This is a genomic window from Streptomyces sp. NPDC020845 (assembly GCF_044334165.1).
Lineage (GTDB): Bacteria > Actinomycetota > Actinomycetes > Streptomycetales > Streptomycetaceae > Streptomyces.
The window spans coordinates 467894-484343 of record NZ_JBIRSJ010000010.1 but is presented as its reverse complement, the minus strand read 5'-3'; the positions used below and the strand labels follow the sequence as shown (position 1 = coordinate 484343).

Sequence of the window (16450 nt, the reverse complement as noted above, 5' to 3'; positions counted from 1 at the left end):
GAGACGTGCTCTCCTTCGTCGTACGACGGGTCGTGGCCGCGCTCGGCACGCTCCTGCTCTCCTCCGTCCTGGTCTTCCTCGCCGTCCAGTCCCTGCCCGGCGACGTCGCCACCCAGGTGCTCGGCAAGGACGCCACCCCCACCGCCGTCGCCGCGCTGCGCGACAAGCTCCACCTCGACCAGCCCGCCTGGGAGCGCTACCTGGAGTGGGTCAAGGGCGCGTTCCACGGCGACTTCGGCACCTCGCTCGTCAACGCCAAGCCGGTGGGCGGCGAAGTCGGCCAGTACCTCGGCAACTCCGCTCTCATCGCCGTCGTCACCGTCCTCTTCGCGGTCACCGGCTCGCTCGTGCTCGGCATCATCGCGGGGCTCTACCGCGACCGCTGGCCCGACCACCTCATCTCCACCGTCAGCCTGATCGGGATGAGCGTCCCCGAGTTCGTCGTGGCCACCGTGCTGGTGCTGCTCTTCTCCATCGCCGTCCCCGTCCTGCCCGCCGTGGTGCTCTACGGGCCCGACGCGAGCGTCGGACAACTGCTCCCCGCCGTATGGCTGCCCGCCGCCTCGCTCGCGATCGTGATGGCCGCGTACATCGTGCGGATGGCCCGCACCTCGGTCATCGACGTCATGGCCGGCGAATACGTCACCACCGCCCGGCTCAAGGGGCTGTCCACCTGGCGCGTGGTCACCCGCCACGCCCTGCCCGGCGCGCTGCTGCCCACCCTGCACGTCATCGCGCTCAATGTGGCGTGGCTGGTCGGCGGTGTGGCCGTCGTCGAGAACGTCTTCAACTACCCGGGCATCGGCAAGCTGATGCTCTCCTCCGTACAGAACCGCGACCTGCCCGTCATCCAGGCCATCGCCCTGATCAGCGCGGTCGTCTACGTCTGCTGCAACCTGGCCGCCGACCTCGGCGCCATGGCCCTCAACCCCAAGCTCAGGACCCGAGGAGGGCGGACCCGATGAGCACCCTGAAGACCCCCGACGCTTTTGTCCCGGCTGAACCGCCCGCCGTACGGACCGGCTTCGCCGCCCGCACCTGGCGCACCGTACGCTCCTCCCGCGCCGCCACCATCGGGCTCGCGATCGTCGCCGTCCACGTCCTGATCGCGCTGCTCGCCCCCGTGCTGACCTCGTACGAGCCGACGGTCGGCGACGCCACGCACGCCCTCCTCGGCCCCGGCGCCGACCACTGGGCGGGCACCGACCAGTACGGGCGCGACGTACTGGCCCGGGTGCTGTACGGCGGGCGGTACGCGCTCGGCGTCTCCGTCGCCGCGACCGTGCTGACCATCGCCCTCGGCACCGTCCTCGGCTGCGCGGCCGCGCTGCGCGGCGGCTGGCTGGACGATGTGCTGATGCGGGTGCTGGACGCCGTGCTGTCCATCCCCTCGATCCTCGCCCTGCTGGTCGTCGTCACCGCGCTCGGCACCGGGCCCGCGGTCATCGTGCTCGCCATCGCCGTCGTCTACGTCCCGCAGGTCGTACGGGTCGTCCGCGGCGCCGCGCTGGCCGTCGCCCCCGCCGACTACGTCACCGCCGCCCGCGCCCGCGGCGAGCGGACCTGGTCGATCCTGTGGCGCGAGGTGCTGCCCAACATCACCGATGTGGTGTGCGTGGAGTTCGCGATGCGCGCCTCGTGGGTGGTGCTGCTGATCAGCTCCCTGTCCTTCCTCGGCTTCGGCGCCAACCCGCCCACCCCCGACTGGGGGCTGATGGTCGCCGAGAACCGCACCGCCATCACCGTCGTACCGATGGCGAGCCTGGCGCCCATCATCGCCCTGGCCACGCTCGTGATCGGGCTCAACCTCGCCGCCGACGGGCTCTCCAAGGCCTGGGGCGTGGACCGGATCCGGGAGGGCTCCTGATGACCGCCATCGTCTCCGTGGAGGGGCTGAGCGTCGCCTACCGCTCCGGGGGCCGGGACGTCCCCGTCGTCCACGAGGTCGGCTTCGAGCTGTGCCCCGGACAGACCCTCGCCCTCGTCGGTGAGTCCGGCAGCGGCAAGTCGACCGTCGCCGCGACCCTGCTCGGACATCTGCGGCACGGCTCGCGCATCACCGCGGGTGCGGTGCGGGTCGACGGGCGCGATGTCTTCGCCCTCCCGGCGAAGGAGCTGCGACGGCTGCGCGGCGGTACGGTCGCCATGGTCGCGCAGAACGCCGGGCACGCCCTGACTCCCTCGATGCGGGTCGGCCGGCAGATCGCGGAGGGCCTGCGCGGCGACGCCGCCGCCGACCGCACCGCCGTCACCGCCGCCGTCACCGACCTCCTCGACCAGGTCCGCCTCCCGCGCCCCGCCGAACTCGCCCGCCGCTACCCGCACGAACTCTCCGGCGGGCAGCAGCAGCGCGTCGCCATCGCCATGGCCATCGCCGCCCGCCCCAAGGTCCTCGTCCTCGACGAACCCACCACCGGCCTCGACGTCATCACCCAGCGCGGCGTCCTCGACCTGCTCGCCGCGCTGCGCGACGAACTCGGCCTCGCCGCCGTCCTGGTCAGCCACGACCTCGGCGTCGTCAACCACATGGCCGACGAGGTCGCGGTGTTGCGCGCGGGCCGGGTCGTGGAGGCCGCCCCCACCCGCCGCCTCTTCGTCGCGCCCGCCGACCCGTACACCCGGCGGCTGCTGTCCAGCGTCCCGCGCCTGTCCGACGCCGGTCTCGCCCTCGTCGCCGAGGACGGCACCCGCGAGATCCGGCCCAAGGCCCAGATCCCCGCCGACGCCCCGGAGGCGGTCGCCGTCCGCGACATCACCATCGACTACGGCGCGAGCCGCGCGGTCGATGGAGTGTCGTTCCGGGTACGGCGCGGGGAAGTGCTGGCGCTGGTCGGCGAGTCCGGCAGCGGCAAGTCCACGCTGGCCTGGTCGCTGGCGGGGCTGCGGGCGCCGTCGGGCGGTGAGATGACCGCGACGGGGGCGGGCGGGGGCGCCGGCTCCGACTCCGACGGGGACCTGACCGGGCCCGACGGCGACCTGACCGGGTCCCTTGGCGACCTGGCCCGCCCGGCGCGGCGGCGGCCGCTGTCCCTGCGGCGCAAGATCCAACTGGTCTTCCAGAACGCCGACACGTCCCTGAACCCCCGGCGTTCGGTGGGCGACGCGGTACGGCGCCCACTGCGCTTCTTCGGCACGGCACCCTCCCGCACGGCCGCAGCCACTCGCGCCCAACAACTCATCGCCGACGTACGGCTCGACCCGGCCCTCGCCGACCGCCTGCCCGCGCAGCTCTCGGGCGGTCAGCGGCAGCGGATCGGAATCGCCCGGGCGCTGGCCGGCGAGCCCGACGTGCTGATCGCCGACGAGATCACCACCGCGCTCGACGTCTCCGTCCAGGCCGAAGTGCTGCGCCTGCTCGACGACCTGCGGCGCGAACGCGAGCTCGCGTGCCTGTTCATCAGCCACGACCTGGCCGTGGTGCGGGGGATCGCCGACCGGGTGGTGGTGCTGCGGCACGGGGTGGTGGTCGAAGAGGGTTCCACGGACGCGGTCTTCGCGGCCCCGGGCCACCCCTACACCCGCCGCCTCATGGCCGCGGCCCTGGACCCCGACGGGGAAGCCGAAGAGGTGCCCGAGGCGGCTGCGGACTGGCAGGACGCCGCTGAGCCGGACGACATCTGGACCGACCTCGGCGCCGATCACCGCATCCGCCGCTGGCGCCCGGCGGACGGCTGACGCCGAGGTGGTTCTTCCCCACCCCACCCCACCCCGCCCCTTCCCGAACCCGGGGGCAAGCCCCCGAACCCCCGGGCCACGGGCCCCGGACCCCCGGGCCACGGGCCCCGGACCCCCGGGCCACGGGCCCCGGACCCCCGGGCCACGGGCCCCGGACCCCCGGGCCACGGGCCCCGGCCCCGGGGCACGGCCCCGGCCTCGGGCCCCGGGCCCGGCCCCGGGCCCAGGCCTTGGGCTTCGGGCCACGGGCCCTGGCCTCGGGCCCTGGCTTCGGGCCTCGGCCTCGGGCCACGGCCACGGCCCGTGCCCCGAGCCACGGGTCCCGGGCCCCGGCCTCGGGCCACGGCCCCGGCCTCGGGCCACGGCCACGGCCCCGGCCCCGGGCCCTGGCTTCGGGCCCCGGCCTCGGGCCACGGCCACGGCCACGGCCACGGCCCGTGCCCCGAGCCACGGGTCCCGGGCCCCGGCCTCGGGCCACGGCCCCGGCCTCGGGGCACAGCCTCCGGCCCGGGGCCGGAGGCCCTCGGGCAGCCACGGGCCTCCCGTGACCCTGGGGGTCCGGGGGCTTGCCCCCGGTTCGGGAAGGGGCGGGTAGGGGACCGGCCCGCCGCAGGCGCCCCACCCGCACCCGCACCCGCACCCGCAAACGCACCGCACACCGTAGGAGAGTCGTGAAGTACCGCGAGCAGTTCGACCGCGAGGTCCAGGCGGAGGACGTCTGGATCCCCACCCGGGACGGCACCCGGCTGCACGCGCGGATCTGGCGCCCCGTCGACGCCACCGCAAACCCCGTCCCCGCGCTGCTGGAGTACCTGCCGTACCGCAAGAGCGACTGGACCGCCCCGCGCGACGCGCAGCGCCACCCCTGGTACGCCGGGCACGGCTACGCCTCCGTCCGGGTCGATCTGCGCGGCAGCGGGGACTCCGAGGGCGTGATGCTCGACGAGTACACCGAGACCGAGCTCGCCGACGGGGTCGACGTCGTGGAGTGGCTGGCCGCCCAGCCGTGGTGCACGGGCAAGGTCGGCATGTTCGGCATCTCGTGGGGCGGGTTCAACTCGCTCCAGATCGCCGCCCTGCGCCCGGAGCCGCTGAAGGCGATCGTCACCGTCTGCTCGACCGACGACCGTTACGACAACGACGTCCACTACACCGGCGGCGCCGTGCTCGGCATCGACATGCTCGCCTGGGCCGGCACCATGCTCGCGTTCACGGCCCGGCCGCCGGACCCGGCCGCCGTGGGCGAGGACCGGTGGCTGCCCATGTGGCGGGAGCGGTTGGCGGCGCTGGAGCCGTATCTGCACACCTGGCTGGCGCACCAGGAGCGAGACGGCTACTGGCGGCACGGCAGCGTCTGCGAGGACTACGGCGCCATCGACGCGGCGGTCCTCGCGGTCGGCGGCTGGGCCGACCCGTACCGGGACACCGTGCTGCGGCTGGTCGAGCACCTTGACGCGCCCGTACGGGGGCTGATCGGGCCGTGGTCGCACCAGTACCCCGACCGGGGCCTGCCGCCGGGCCCCGCGATCGGCTTCCTCCAGGAGACGCTGCGCTGGTGGGACCACTGGCTCAAGGGCGTGGACACCGGGGTCATGGCGGAGCCGGCCCTGCGCTCCTGGATCAACGACCCGGTGCCGCCCGCGACCCACTACCCGGCCATGCCCGGCCGCTGGGTCGCCGACGACGCCTGGCCCACCCCGGCCGTGACCTGGGACGAGCGGCCGCTGGGCGGTGACGGGACGGAGCCGGTGATCGTGCGCTCCCCGCTGCACACCGGAATCGACGCGGGCCGCTTCTTCCCCTTCGGCAACGCCACCGACCTGCCGCCCGACCAGCGCGAGGAGGACGGCCGTTCGGTCTGCTTCGACTCCGCGCCGCTGACCGGACGCGTGGAGATCCTGGGCCGCCCGCGCGTCCGGCTGCGCCTGGACAGCGCCACTCCGCGCGCGCATGTCATCGCGCGCGTCTGCGACGTCGCCCCCGACGGCTCCTCGACGCTGGTCACCCGGGGCGTGCTCAACCTGCTGTCCCGGCAGGGCCGGGACAAGGCGGTGGAGTGGGTGCCGGGGACGTACGAGGACGTGGAGTTCGAGCTGAGCGCCATCGGGTACGCCTTTCCGCCCGGCCACCGCATCCGCGTCGCCGTCTCCGACCAGTACTGGCCGTGGGTCTGGCCGCACGGCGAGCGCGACGAGCACGGAGCGCTGACCGTGCGCCCCGCGGACAGCGCCCTGCTGCTGCCCGTACGCGACCCGGGCGCCGACACCGGCCGTCCGCCGGTCACCTTCGAGGAGCCGGAGCAGGCCCCGCCGCTCCCGGTGACCACCGAGCCGCCCGCCAGGCCCCGGCCCGAGCGGGTGGTGCGGCACGACGTGGCGACCGGGGAGTGGACCCTGGAGGTGGACCCCAACTACGGGGGCTCGCGCACCTACCCCGACGGTCTGCGCTACGAGGAGAGCGCCCTGGAGACGTACCGGATCCACGGCGGCGACCCGCGTTCGGCCGTGGCAAGCTCCCAGTGGACCATCCGGCTGCGGCGGGGCGACTGGGATGCGGCGATCGTGACCAGTACCGAACTCCGCGCGACGGCCACGGAATTCATCATGGACAGCAGCCTCGAAGCACGGGCGAACGGAGAGACAGTGGCCAAGCGCACCTGGCACCACACCACCCCCAGGACCTCGGCATGACGTCGTCCGCGGCCGACCGCACGGGCCGCCCCAAGGCCCCCCGGCGGGCCGTCGCCGCCTCCGAGCGCACCCGGCAGCCCACCGAGGTGCGCCGCCGCCTGATCGTGGAGGCCGCCGTACCGCTCATCGTGGAGCGCGGTTCCGCGGCGGTGGGCGTACGCGATGTGGCGGCCGCGGCGGGGGTCTCCGTCGGCACGGTCACCTACCACTTCGAGAGCGTCCAGGAAGTCCTCTCCGAGGCGATGGTGCTGCACATCGAGCGCTACTACGCGGCGCTCAGCGAGGCCGCCGCCCGCGCCACCAGCGGCGCCGAGGGGCTCCGGCTGCTCATCGACGCGCTGTTCACCGACGACACCGACCGGCACTGGCGGATGTGGTTCGACTACTGGCACGCGGGCGACCGCGACCAGGCGTTCGCCCGCGGCCAGGCCGAGCGCTACGAGAGCTGGCACGGCGAGATCCGCTCCCTCGTCGAACGGGGCGCCGACGAGGGTGACTTCCGCTGCGCCGACCCCGCCGACTTCGCCGTCCGCTTCGCCGCCCTCGCCGACGGCCTGGCCCTGCAGCGGCTGCGCCAGGCCCCGCCGCTGAGCACGGAGGCCGCGCGACGCCACCTCTACCGGCTGGTGGAGGTAGAACTACAAGCAGGCGTGGCGGGGACGGCGGGCTGACCGGGGCTCAGCCCGCTGCCGTACGCCGCACGGACCGCCCCGCCAGGACGTCCGTACGCCGCCCGTCCTCGATGACGAAGCGGCCGTCGATGAGTACGTGCGGGATCCCGGTCGGCAGGGTGCGTGGGGACTCGAAGGTGGAGCCCGCGGCGACGGTGTCCGGGTCGAAGAGGACGAGGTCGGCGCGGTAGCCCTCGCGGACCAGGCCCCGGTCGGGGAGGCGGAGGCGGGCCGCGGGGCGCGCGGTGAGGTGGGCCACGCACTCCTCCAGGGACAGCACGCCCAACTCGCGCACATAGCGGCCCAGATACTGCGGGAAGGTCCCGTACGCGCGCGGGTGCGGCTTGGCGCCTTGCAGGATGCCGTCGCTGCCGCCCGTGTGCACGGGGTGCTTCATGATCGCCCGCACGTTCTCCTCGTGCCCGGCGTGCTGCAGGATCGTCGAGCCGAGCCGGTCCTCCAGCAGCAGCCGGCGCGCGGTGTCCCATGGCGCCTCGCCGCGCTCGTGCGCCGACTGGTCGACCGTCTTGCCGACGTACGCCTCCAGGGCCGGGTGGCTGACCCCCGAGATCTCGATGGTGTCCCAGTCGACGGGCACACCGTGACACCCGTCGGCCCCCTCCACCTCCATGACATGCCGGATCCGCTCGGCGGTCGCCTCGTCCCGGACCCGGTCCAGGATGGCCTGCGGCCCGCCCTCGGCGGCCCAGCTCGGCAGCAGCGCGGCGAGCGTGGTGCAGCCCGGGAGGTAGGGATAGGTGTCCAGGCTGATGTCGGCGCCCTCGGCGAGCGCCCGGTCCAGCAGCGCGAGCAGTTCGGGGGCGCGGCCCTTGTTCAGGCCGAAGTTCATGGTCGCGTGCGCGAGATGCAGCGCGCAGCCCGCCTCGCGGGTGAGCGCCACCATCTCCTCGTACGCCTCCAGGGCGCCCGCGCCGTACGAGCGGTGGTGCGGGCAGTAGTAGCCGTCGTACGCGGCGACGACGCGGCACAGCTCGGTGAGCTCGGCGTCGGACGCGTACATCCCGGGCGTGTACGTGAGCCCGGACGACAACCCGACCGCCCCCTGCTCAAGACCCTCCGCGACCAGCCGCTTCATCCGCTCCAGCTCGTCCGCGGTGGCGTCCCGGTCCGCCCAGCCGACCGCGAGCATGCGGACGGTGCCCTGGGGGATGAGGTACGCGGCGTTGACCGCGATGCCCTGGCCGTCGAAGCCGTGGTCGAGGCGGTCCAGGTACTCGCCGACGGTGCGCCAGCTGAAGTCGATGTCCGAGCCGTCGCCGTTCCAGCCGGTGATGGCCGTACGGACCTCGGCGAGGCTGCGGTCGTCGACGGGCGCGTACGACAGGCCGTCCTGGCCGATCACCTCCAAGGTCACGCCCTGCGCGGCCTTGGCGGAGTGGTCCGGGTCGCGCAGCAGCGCGAGGTCGCTGTGCGCGTGCATATCGATGAACCCGGGCGCGAGCGCGAGTCCGTCGGCCTCCACCACCCGCTGACCTGTCGGGCGCGGCCCGGCGCCCTCCGCCACGATGCGGGCGATCCGCCCGCCGTCGACGGCGACATCCGCCCGGTAGCGGGCGCCGCCGGTGCCGTCGATGACCTGCGCGTCGCGAATGACCATGTCCATATGCGCTGCCTCTCCCTGTGCGTGTCCGGATGGCTGGGCGGGCTAGAAGAAGGTGCGGATGTAGTCCGTGACCGTGCCGTCCGCCTCGGCCACCGGGATCAGCTGCCACTTGTCGAAGCTGGTGCAGGGGTGGGAGAGGCCGAGGCCCACCCAGTCGCCGACCTCCAGAGAGGTGCCCTCCTCGACCGTGAGCCAGGTGTGCTGGTCGGACAGGCCAGTGACGGTGAGGCCGGTGGCGGGGCGTTCGGTGCCGTCTGCGGAGCGGATCACCTGCGGTTGGGGCAGGTCGAGGTCGTAGGCCGCGTCGCGTTTGCCCGCGTTGAGGAAGGCCTGGCCGGGTTCGGGGCGGGAGACGACCTGGGCCCAGAGGCGGAAGGCGGGGTGCAGGGCGCCTTCGTCGGGGATGCGGTTGAAGGGGGTGATGTGGCGGTAGTGGCCGTCGTCGTGGGAGACGTACGCGCCGGAGCGGAGCAGCTTCAGGACGGGGCCGGACAGCTCGGGCAGTTCCGCGAAGACGTCGGCGACGGCGTCGAACCACGCGCTGCCGCCCGCGCTGACCACGATCTCGTCCGCGTCCGCGAACCGGCCCTCGCCGTCGAAGGCGACGGCCAGCGCGGTGAGCCGGCGCAGCCACGCCCGTACCCGTTCGCCGTCCGGCTTCGGCACCTCGCCCTCGTAGCCGGCGACGCCGACGAGGCGGAGGGTGTCGGTGGCGGCGACCGCGTCGGCGACGGCCGTGCAGTCGGCCTCCGTGCGGGCGCCGGTGCGGGCGCCGGGGCCCGCACCGAGTTCGACGACGACGTCGAGGGGGCGGCGGGCGCCGGCTTCGCGCAGGGCCGCGTCCATGAGCTCGACGCCGCGCGGGGAGTCGACGTACGCGATGAAGCGGAAGTCGGGGTCGGCATCCAGCTCGTGGGCGAGCCAGCCGAGCGCGGCGGCGTCCACGATCTCGTTGGCGAGGAAGATTCGCTGGATGCCGAAGGCGCGGTACATGCGCACATGGGTGGGGACGGCGGCGGTGATGCCCCAGGCGCCGTGGGCGAGTTGGCGTTCGAAGAGCTGGGGGGCGAGGGAGGTTTTGCCGTGCGGGGCGAAGGCCAGTCCGTGCGCGGCGGAGTAGCGCTCCATAGCGGCGAGGTTGTGCTCCAGGGCCTCGGCGGACAGCGCCAGGACGGGGGTGGTGAAGCCGCCGGTGAACAGGGAGCGGCGCTCGGCGGCCAGCTCGCCGACCGTACGGCCTTCGGCGCTGGGGGGCAGGCCCTTGAAGCGGTGGTCGACGCGCTCGCGGGCGAGGCGCCCGACGGGGGAGTCGGGCGTGTCGGCGGCGTGGTCGGCGGCCATGGAGCCTCCCATAAATCCTTGGTTGCAATATGTGCAACGGTCATTGCGTATGGCGCTTAACGGTGTCTAACATCCCGCCGAGCACCCGGTCAACGGTGCGCGCGCCACACCCGAGCCAGCAAGGAGCCAGCCCCTCGTGTCTGCAGACCTCCACGCCGACATCGCTGACGTCGCCGACGTCGTGTGCCTCGGCGAGTCGATGGTCACCTTCGTGCCGTCCTCGCCGGGCCGGCTCGCCGACGTGCCGGCGTTTTCGCGGGGGATCGGCGGCGCGGAGTCCAACGTCGCGTGCTCGCTCGCGCGCGTCGGGCACACCGCCCGGTGGATCAGCCGCGTCGGGGCGGACGGATTCGGGGACCACCTCGTCGCGGAGATCGCCGCCGCGGGCGTGGACGTCTCGTATGTGCGGCGCGACCCGGACCGGCCCACCGGCATCTACTTCCGTACGGCGGGGGAGCGGGCACTCACCGAGGAGGACGAAGGGAAGCTCTCCGAGGTGGTGTACTACCGGGCCGGGTCCGCCGCCTCGGCCATGTCCCCGCGTCTGGTGCCCCGCGAGCGGGCGTGGTCGGGCCGCGTTCTGCATCTCACCGGGATCACCGCGGCCCTCTCGGACGACTGCCACACCCTGATGCGGGAGCTCACCACCCGCGCGCCTGGCCGCCCCCTCCTCTCCTTCGACGTCAACTACCGCACGGCGCTCTGGCGCGGCCAGGACAGCGGGCGGCTGCTGGACCTCGCCCGCGGCTGCGACCTCGTCTTCGTCGGCGAGGACGAGGCCGTGGCCGCCTGGGGGCTGCGCGGCGCGGACGCGGTCCGGGGGGCCCTGCCCGAGCCGGCGGTGCTGGTGGTGAAGCAGGGGAGCGCGGGCGCCACGGCGTACGCACGGCAGCCGAACGGCGGCGACGTGGTCACCTTCGAACCGGCCCTGGACGTCGATGTGGTCGCGTCCGTCGGGGCCGGTGACGCCTTCGCCGCCGGGTTTCTGTCGGGCACCCTGCGCGGGCTGTCCGTCGCGGCGCGGCTGCGGCACGGCCATCTGATGGCGGCCGCCGCCCTCACCGTCCCCGGCGACCTCGGCACCCCGCCGTCGCGCGAGCGCGCCGACGGCCTGGTCGCTCTCGACGCCGGCGCGTGGGGCACACTGCGATTCGGCCCCGGCTGGACGGACACCGGGACGCCCGGGACCGTACGCGCGGAGGTGCCCCACCCATGAGTCAGACCGTCGACCGAGCGCTGAGCATCCTGCCGCTGCTGGCAGAGGGCCCGGCCAACCTGGAGCAGGTGGCCAAGCGGCTCGGCGTGCACAAGACGACCGCACTGCGGCTGCTGCGCACCCTGCATGAGCACGGCATGGTCTACCGGCAGCAGGACCAGCGCTACCGGCTCGGCGCCCGTCTCTTCGCGCTCGCCCAGCAGGCCGTGGAGAACCTGGACGTGCGTGAGATCGCCCACCCGTATCTGGCCGAGCTCAACGAGCAGTGCGGGCACACCGTCCACCTCGCCGTGTACGAGGAGAACGAGGTGGTCTACATCGACAAGGTGGAGAGCCGCTATCCGGTCCGGATGTACTCGCGGATCGGCAAGCCCGTCGCCATCACCGTCGCCGCGGTCGCCAAGCTGCTGCTGGCCGATCTGCCCGAGGCGGAGCGGCGCGCGGTCGCCGAGAGGCTTCAGTACCCCGCGTACACCGCGCGCTCCACCCCGAACGCCGCCGCGTTCCTCAAGGAGCTGGCGACCGTACGGGAGCAGGGCTGGGCCACCGACCTCGGCGGCCACGAGGAGTCGATCAACTGCGTCGGGGCACCCATCAGGGGTGCGGACGGGCGGGTGGTCGCCGCGTGTTCGGTCTCTGCGCCGAATGTCGTGGTCTCCGCCGATGAACTCATCGAGCTGCTGCCGCTGGTGCGCCGTACCGCGGAGGCGATCAGCCGCGAGTACTCCGGAAGCGCCCCGCCCGACGAACCGGACTCCGACGAACCGGACTCCGACGAACCGGACCTTGGCGAACCGGACCCTGACCAGCCGGAACCCCGACGGCAAGTAGACGACAAGTAACCGACAGCAATCCAAGGAACCCCATGAGCGAGAAGCTTCAGAAGATCGCGATCACCCCGGACACCCACACCGCGCCCCCCGCCAAGTTCTCGCACGGCGTCAAGAAGGGCAATATCCTCCAGGTCGCCGGGCAGGTCGGCTTCGGCCCCGCGGTCCCGGGCCAGGCGCCGGCCCCGGTCGGGCCGACGCTGCGCGAGCAGACCCTGCAGACCCTGCGCAATGTGCAGTCCGTCCTGGAGGCGGGCGGGGCGAGCTGGGAGGACGTGGTGATGGTGCGGGTCTACCTCACCGACACCGCCCACTTCGCCGAACTCAACGAGATCTACAACGACTTCTTCGCGGATCTGAAGGAGGCCCCGGCGGCCCGTACGACCGTTTATGTCGGCCTTCCCGCCGGGCTGCTCATCGAGATCGACGCGCTCGCCGTCCTCGGCTGACGCCCGCGCCCGGGTCGGCGGGCGGGGTCTGCCCCGCCCGCCGTACCCCGCCGCACTCCCTCCCCCCATTACCCCGCCGCACTCCCTCCCCCCCCCCACCGCCCTCGTCGGAATCCAGCGTTCTGAACCTCCGTACCCGCACCCCCAGTTCCCCCGCGCGCGGCCCCCCGCCGCGTGGCGGTCCCCCCTACCCGAAAACCGGAGCCCCCTATGCCGCTCACCGCCGCCCCAGTTCCCGAGGCCCCACCTCACACCGGTGGTCTCCTCATGATCATCGACGGCACCGCCGGTCTGCTGACCGTCGCCGCCCTGGGCATCGCCCTGCTGCTCTTCCTGATCATCAAGGCCCGGCTGCAGCCCTTCGTGGCGCTGCTGGGCGTGTCCATCGCGGTGGGCCTGGCCGCCGGTCTGTCGGTCACCGAACTCTTCGGCACGGTCCAGAAGTCCGACGCCGTCTCGCTCATCGAGTCCGGTATGGGCGGCATCCTCGGCCACATAGCGATCATCATCGGCCTGGGCACCATGCTCGGCGCGATCCTCGAAGTCTCCGGCGGTGCCGAGGCGTTGAGCGCCCGGCTGCTCGGCCTGTTCGGCGAGAAGCGCGCGCCGCTCGCGATGGGCCTGACCGGACTGATCTTCGGCATACCCGTTTTCTTCGACGTCGGCATCTTCGTCCTCGCGCCGATCGTCTACGCGGCCGCCAAGCGCAGCGGCAAGTCGATCGTGCTGTACGCGATGCCGATGCTGGCCGGCCTGTCCATGACCCACGCCTTTCTGCCCCCGCACCCCGGCCCGGTGGCCGCGGCCGGGCTGCTCCACGTCGACCTGGGCTGGGTCATCCTGATGGGCATCCTCGTCGGAGTCCCGTCCGTGCTCGCCGCCTGGGCGTACGCCGCGTGGATCGGCAACCGCCTGTTCGTCCCCGTACCGCAGGACATGCTGGAGGCGGCCGAGGAGTCCAAGGAGGCCGTCGCCGCCGAGCAGCGCGCCGCGGGGGCCACGCCCGCGGAGCGGCCGGTGCCGGTCTCCACCGTCCTCGCGATCATCGGCACCCCGCTGGTCCTCATCCTCTGCGCGACCTTCTCCTCCATCGCGCTGGACCCCAGCACCGGCCGCTCGGTGATCGAGTTCTTCGGCCACCCCTTCGTGGCGCTGACCATCGCCCTGCTGCTGGCCTACTACCTGCTGGGCATCCGGCGCGGCTGGTCCCGTAAGTCCCTGGAGACCGTCTCCACCGCCTCCCTCAAGCCGATCGGCAACATCCTGCTGGTCGTCGGCGCGGGCGGGGTCTTCGGCGCGGTGCTCAAGGGCAGCGGCGTGGCCCAGGCGCTGGCCGACGCCTTCGACAGCGCGGGCCTGCCGGTCATCCTGCTGGCCTGGCTGATCTCGGTGGTGCTGCGCGTCGCGCAGGGCTCGGCGACGGTCGCGATCGTCACCACGGCGGGGATCGTCTCCCCGATGCTGACCGAGGGCGACTACTCGCAGGCGCATCTGGCGCTGGTCATCATGGCCATCTCGGCGGGCTCGATCTTCGCCTCGCACGTCAACGACGGCGGGTTCTGGATGGTCGCGAAGTACTTCGGCATCTCCGAGCGGGACACGCTCAAGTCGTGGACCGTGCTGGAGTCGGTGCTGTCGGTGGCGGGGTTCGTGGTGGCGGGGCTGCTGAGCCTCGTCATCTAGGGCAACGCCAATTCCTTTTGGGGGCGTGGACTGCTTCCTTGCCTCAGCGCCCCTCTCTGCCACAGCGGAGAGGGGCGCTTCAGGGCCGGGAAATCAGCTGTCTATGGTGCGGCGGCAGTCCAGCTCTGATCGTCGCTTTCATCGCATTCGCTCGTCTGCAGTTGATAGCCGTTCTCCAAAGGGGAGCCGGTGTCTTTCAGGCAGAGACGAGTCTTCATGTTGTGCAGAGTTGAATTGCCGCCGGAGATATCCCACCGCTGATAATCGCCTTCATTGCATGAATACGTGTACACCTCGCCGGATTCGTTGCTGTCCAGGCAGAGATCGGTCGCCACGTCACGCAGTTCGAACTCTTCCCCGGATATATTCCACTTCCCGTCCTCGCTCCCATTCTCGGAGCAGTCGCTCAAGTGTGGGCCACCGGAGCCGCTGCCGCTCAGGCAGCGATCAGTCGCCACATTGCGCAGAACGGAACTGTCGCCGGAGATGTTCCACTTCTGGCCATCGCTGCTGTCGCATTCGATCGTGCGCAACGTGCCGCCGTCGTCGCCGTCCAGGCAGCGACCGGTCGCCGCATTGCGCAGTACAGACTTGTTGGAGATGTTCCACTTCTGCTGATCGGTGCGATCGCATGTGGACATGCTCAGCTCACCGGCATCGTCACTGCCCATGCACATATCGCTTGCCGCATCACGCAGACTGAACGCCTTCCCGGACGCAGTCCATTTCTGGTAACCGCCACCATTGCAATCGAATGCGTAAGCTTCTTCGTCGCCGTTACTGTCCAGGCAGCGTCCGGTCGCCGCGTTGGTGAATGTTTTTACGGTCGAGTCTAATGCTTTTGGGGGTGACGCGGCCTTCGCCGGGGGGTTCGCGGGGGAGGTCTTTTCCTGTGAGGACTCCTCCGACGGGGTTTTCTGCGGTGTGCTGCTCCGCGAGGAGCGCGAGGGGGAGGCGCCGTCGTTCTTGTCGTCGCCTCGGTTCGGGAGCCAGATGAGGGCGGCGGCGACGGCGACCGCGACGACGGCGAGCGCCGCAAGGCCCGTTACCAGTCGGCGCTTCCGGGGATTCCCCGGTCGCCCCCCGGATTGCGGGTCGTAGACGGTTCTCGGGGGTATGGACGGCGAGGCGGGCGTCGCGGAAGGCGTCGAGGAAGGCGTCTGGGCCGACTGGGCCGACGGCTGAGGTTGCATGGGCAATGTGGGGGGCGGCGCGGGCGCGGGAAGGAAGGCCGGGGGCAGCCACCCGGCGGTCGGAAGCACCTCGGTCAGGCCGAGCTTAGCTCCGGCCTGTCGGCAGAGGGCCACCACCTCGGCGGGCGTGGGCCGAGCCGCGGGGTCCTTCGCCAGGCAGCGGCTGATGACGGGCCGTATCTCCGCCGGGCAGGCGGTGAGATCGGGCACCTCGCGATCGATGCGGTACAGCACGGCCGGGCCCGGCCCGTCCCCGAAGGGGTGGACGCCGGTCGCGGCGACATACCCGGTCAGGCCGAGCGCGAAGACATCGATGGCCGGGGTCACCGCGGTACCCCTGAGCTGCTCCGGAGCCATGTACAGGGGGGTGCCGATGCGCATGTCGGTGCCGGTCAGCGGAGTGGCCTCGGCGGCCCGCGCGATCCCGAAGTCGATGACGGCGGGGCCGTCCGGAGCCAGGATGACATTCCCCGGCTTGAGATCCCGGTGGGTGACCTGCACCGCGTGGATGGCCTCCAGCGCGTGGGCCACGCCCGCGATCAGCCGCAGGGCCGCGTCCGGCGGCAGCGGTCCGTGCGTGGTCACCGCCGCCGCGAGCGACAGGCCCGGGGCGTACTCGGTGGCCAGCCAGGGCATGGACCCTTCGGTGTTGCTGTCCACCACCGGCAGGATGTAGCGGCCCCGCACCTGCCGGCTGGCGCGCACCTCCTGCTCGAACCGCTGCCGGAACTTCGGGTCCTCGGCGAACTCGTCGTGCACCACCTTCAGCGCGATCGGCTGCCCGCCCCGCGTGGCGGAGAGGTACACCGTCCCCATACCGCCCGCTCCCAGCCGCCCTTGGAGCGCGTAACCCGCAATGTCACGCGGATCTCCCGGTTTCAGCGGCCGAATTCCCGCCACGCGATCCCTCCCTCTCCACACCTCTGGCATACGCGTGACGACGCACGACCAGTCAACTGCCGTAGACCCGCGCAAAAATACCCCGGTGATCCGGTCGTCGGCACAGCAGCAGGTCGCTGTGGGTGTGGAAGCCGACGGTGGCCTCGATTTGCTGCTTGCCGCCGCGATGTGACAGATG

At 72.5% G+C, this 16450-nt stretch carries 13 protein-coding genes; 10 read left to right on the top strand and 3 right to left on the bottom strand.

Going from position 1 to position 16450, the window contains the following annotated elements:
* The first annotated feature begins 5 nt into the window (after positions 1 to 5).
* From ACH4U7_RS28265 to ACH4U7_RS28245, 5 genes are all read left to right on the top strand, one after another.
* Positions 6 to 965, top strand: a complete 960-nt coding sequence (locus tag ACH4U7_RS28265; protein ID WP_398530671.1) for an ABC transporter permease — start codon at positions 6 to 8, stop codon at positions 963 to 965.
* Entirely contained in the window at positions 962 to 1867 is a 906-nt protein-coding gene (locus ACH4U7_RS28260; protein WP_398530611.1) for an ABC transporter permease, read from the top strand. Before ACH4U7_RS28265 ends, ACH4U7_RS28260 begins: the two co-directional genes overlap by 4 nt.
* Positions 1867 to 3675: a dipeptide ABC transporter ATP-binding protein gene (locus tag ACH4U7_RS28255; RefSeq protein ID WP_398530610.1), complete on the top strand. Its 1809-nt coding sequence runs from the start codon at positions 1867 to 1869 to the stop codon at positions 3673 to 3675. Before ACH4U7_RS28260 ends, ACH4U7_RS28255 begins: the two co-directional genes overlap by 1 nt.
* 671 nt (positions 3676 to 4346) lie before the next feature.
* Entirely contained in the window at positions 4347 to 6365 is a 2019-nt protein-coding gene (locus tag ACH4U7_RS28250; protein WP_398530609.1) for a CocE/NonD family hydrolase, read from the top strand.
* Positions 6362 to 7036 carry a TetR/AcrR family transcriptional regulator gene (locus ACH4U7_RS28245; RefSeq protein WP_398530608.1) on the top strand — a complete coding sequence of 225 codons (675 nt, stop codon included), beginning with the start codon at positions 6362 to 6364 and terminating at the stop codon, positions 7034 to 7036. The genes ACH4U7_RS28250 and ACH4U7_RS28245 overlap by 4 nt, the downstream gene beginning before the upstream one ends.
* Positions 7037 to 7043: 7 nt before the next feature.
* Here ACH4U7_RS28245 and ACH4U7_RS28240 read toward each other — a convergent pair whose 3' ends face one another.
* Entirely contained in the window at positions 7044 to 8660 is a 1617-nt protein-coding gene (locus ACH4U7_RS28240) for an amidohydrolase family protein (RefSeq protein ID WP_398530607.1), read from the bottom strand.
* A gap of 42 nt (positions 8661 to 8702) precedes the next feature.
* Positions 8703 to 10001: an amino acid deaminase gene (locus ACH4U7_RS28235; protein WP_398530606.1), complete on the bottom strand. Its 1299-nt coding sequence runs from the start codon at positions 9999 to 10001 to the stop codon at positions 8703 to 8705.
* A gap of 136 nt (positions 10002 to 10137) precedes the next feature.
* Between ACH4U7_RS28235 and ACH4U7_RS28230 the strand changes: the two genes are divergently transcribed.
* The 4 genes from ACH4U7_RS28230 (at position 10138) to ACH4U7_RS28215 (ending at position 14179) form a co-directional block, all read left to right on the top strand.
* Positions 10138 to 11217, top strand: a complete 1080-nt coding sequence (locus ACH4U7_RS28230; protein ID WP_398530605.1) for a sugar kinase — start codon at positions 10138 to 10140, stop codon at positions 11215 to 11217.
* Complete coding sequence (locus ACH4U7_RS28225) at positions 11214 to 12059, top strand: IclR family transcriptional regulator (RefSeq protein WP_398530604.1); 846 nt, start codon at positions 11214 to 11216, stop codon at positions 12057 to 12059. The genes ACH4U7_RS28230 and ACH4U7_RS28225 overlap by 4 nt, the downstream gene beginning before the upstream one ends.
* Before the next feature lie 23 nt (positions 12060 to 12082).
* The gene (locus ACH4U7_RS28220; protein WP_385626627.1) at positions 12083 to 12496 is read left to right on the top strand and encodes a RidA family protein; all 414 of its coding nucleotides are present in this window, start codon (positions 12083 to 12085) and stop codon (positions 12494 to 12496) included.
* 210 nt (positions 12497 to 12706) lie between these two features.
* A complete protein-coding gene (locus tag ACH4U7_RS28215) occupies positions 12707 to 14179 on the top strand; it encodes a GntP family permease (RefSeq protein ID WP_398530603.1) in 1473 nt (490 codons plus the stop codon).
* 101 nt (positions 14180 to 14280) lie between these two features.
* On the opposite strand, the gene ACH4U7_RS28210 is transcribed toward ACH4U7_RS28215, so the two are convergent.
* Complete coding sequence (locus tag ACH4U7_RS28210; RefSeq protein ID WP_398530602.1) at positions 14281 to 16302, bottom strand: ricin-type beta-trefoil lectin domain protein; 2022 nt, start codon at positions 16300 to 16302, stop codon at positions 14281 to 14283.
* Positions 16303 to 16306: 4 nt separating this feature from the next.
* Between ACH4U7_RS28210 and ACH4U7_RS28205 the strand changes: the two genes are divergently transcribed.
* On the top strand, positions 16307 to 16444 hold the full coding sequence (locus ACH4U7_RS28205) for a hypothetical protein (RefSeq protein ID WP_398530601.1): 138 nt from the start codon (positions 16307 to 16309) through the stop codon (positions 16442 to 16444).
* The last annotated feature ends 6 nt before the right edge of the window (positions 16445 to 16450 follow it).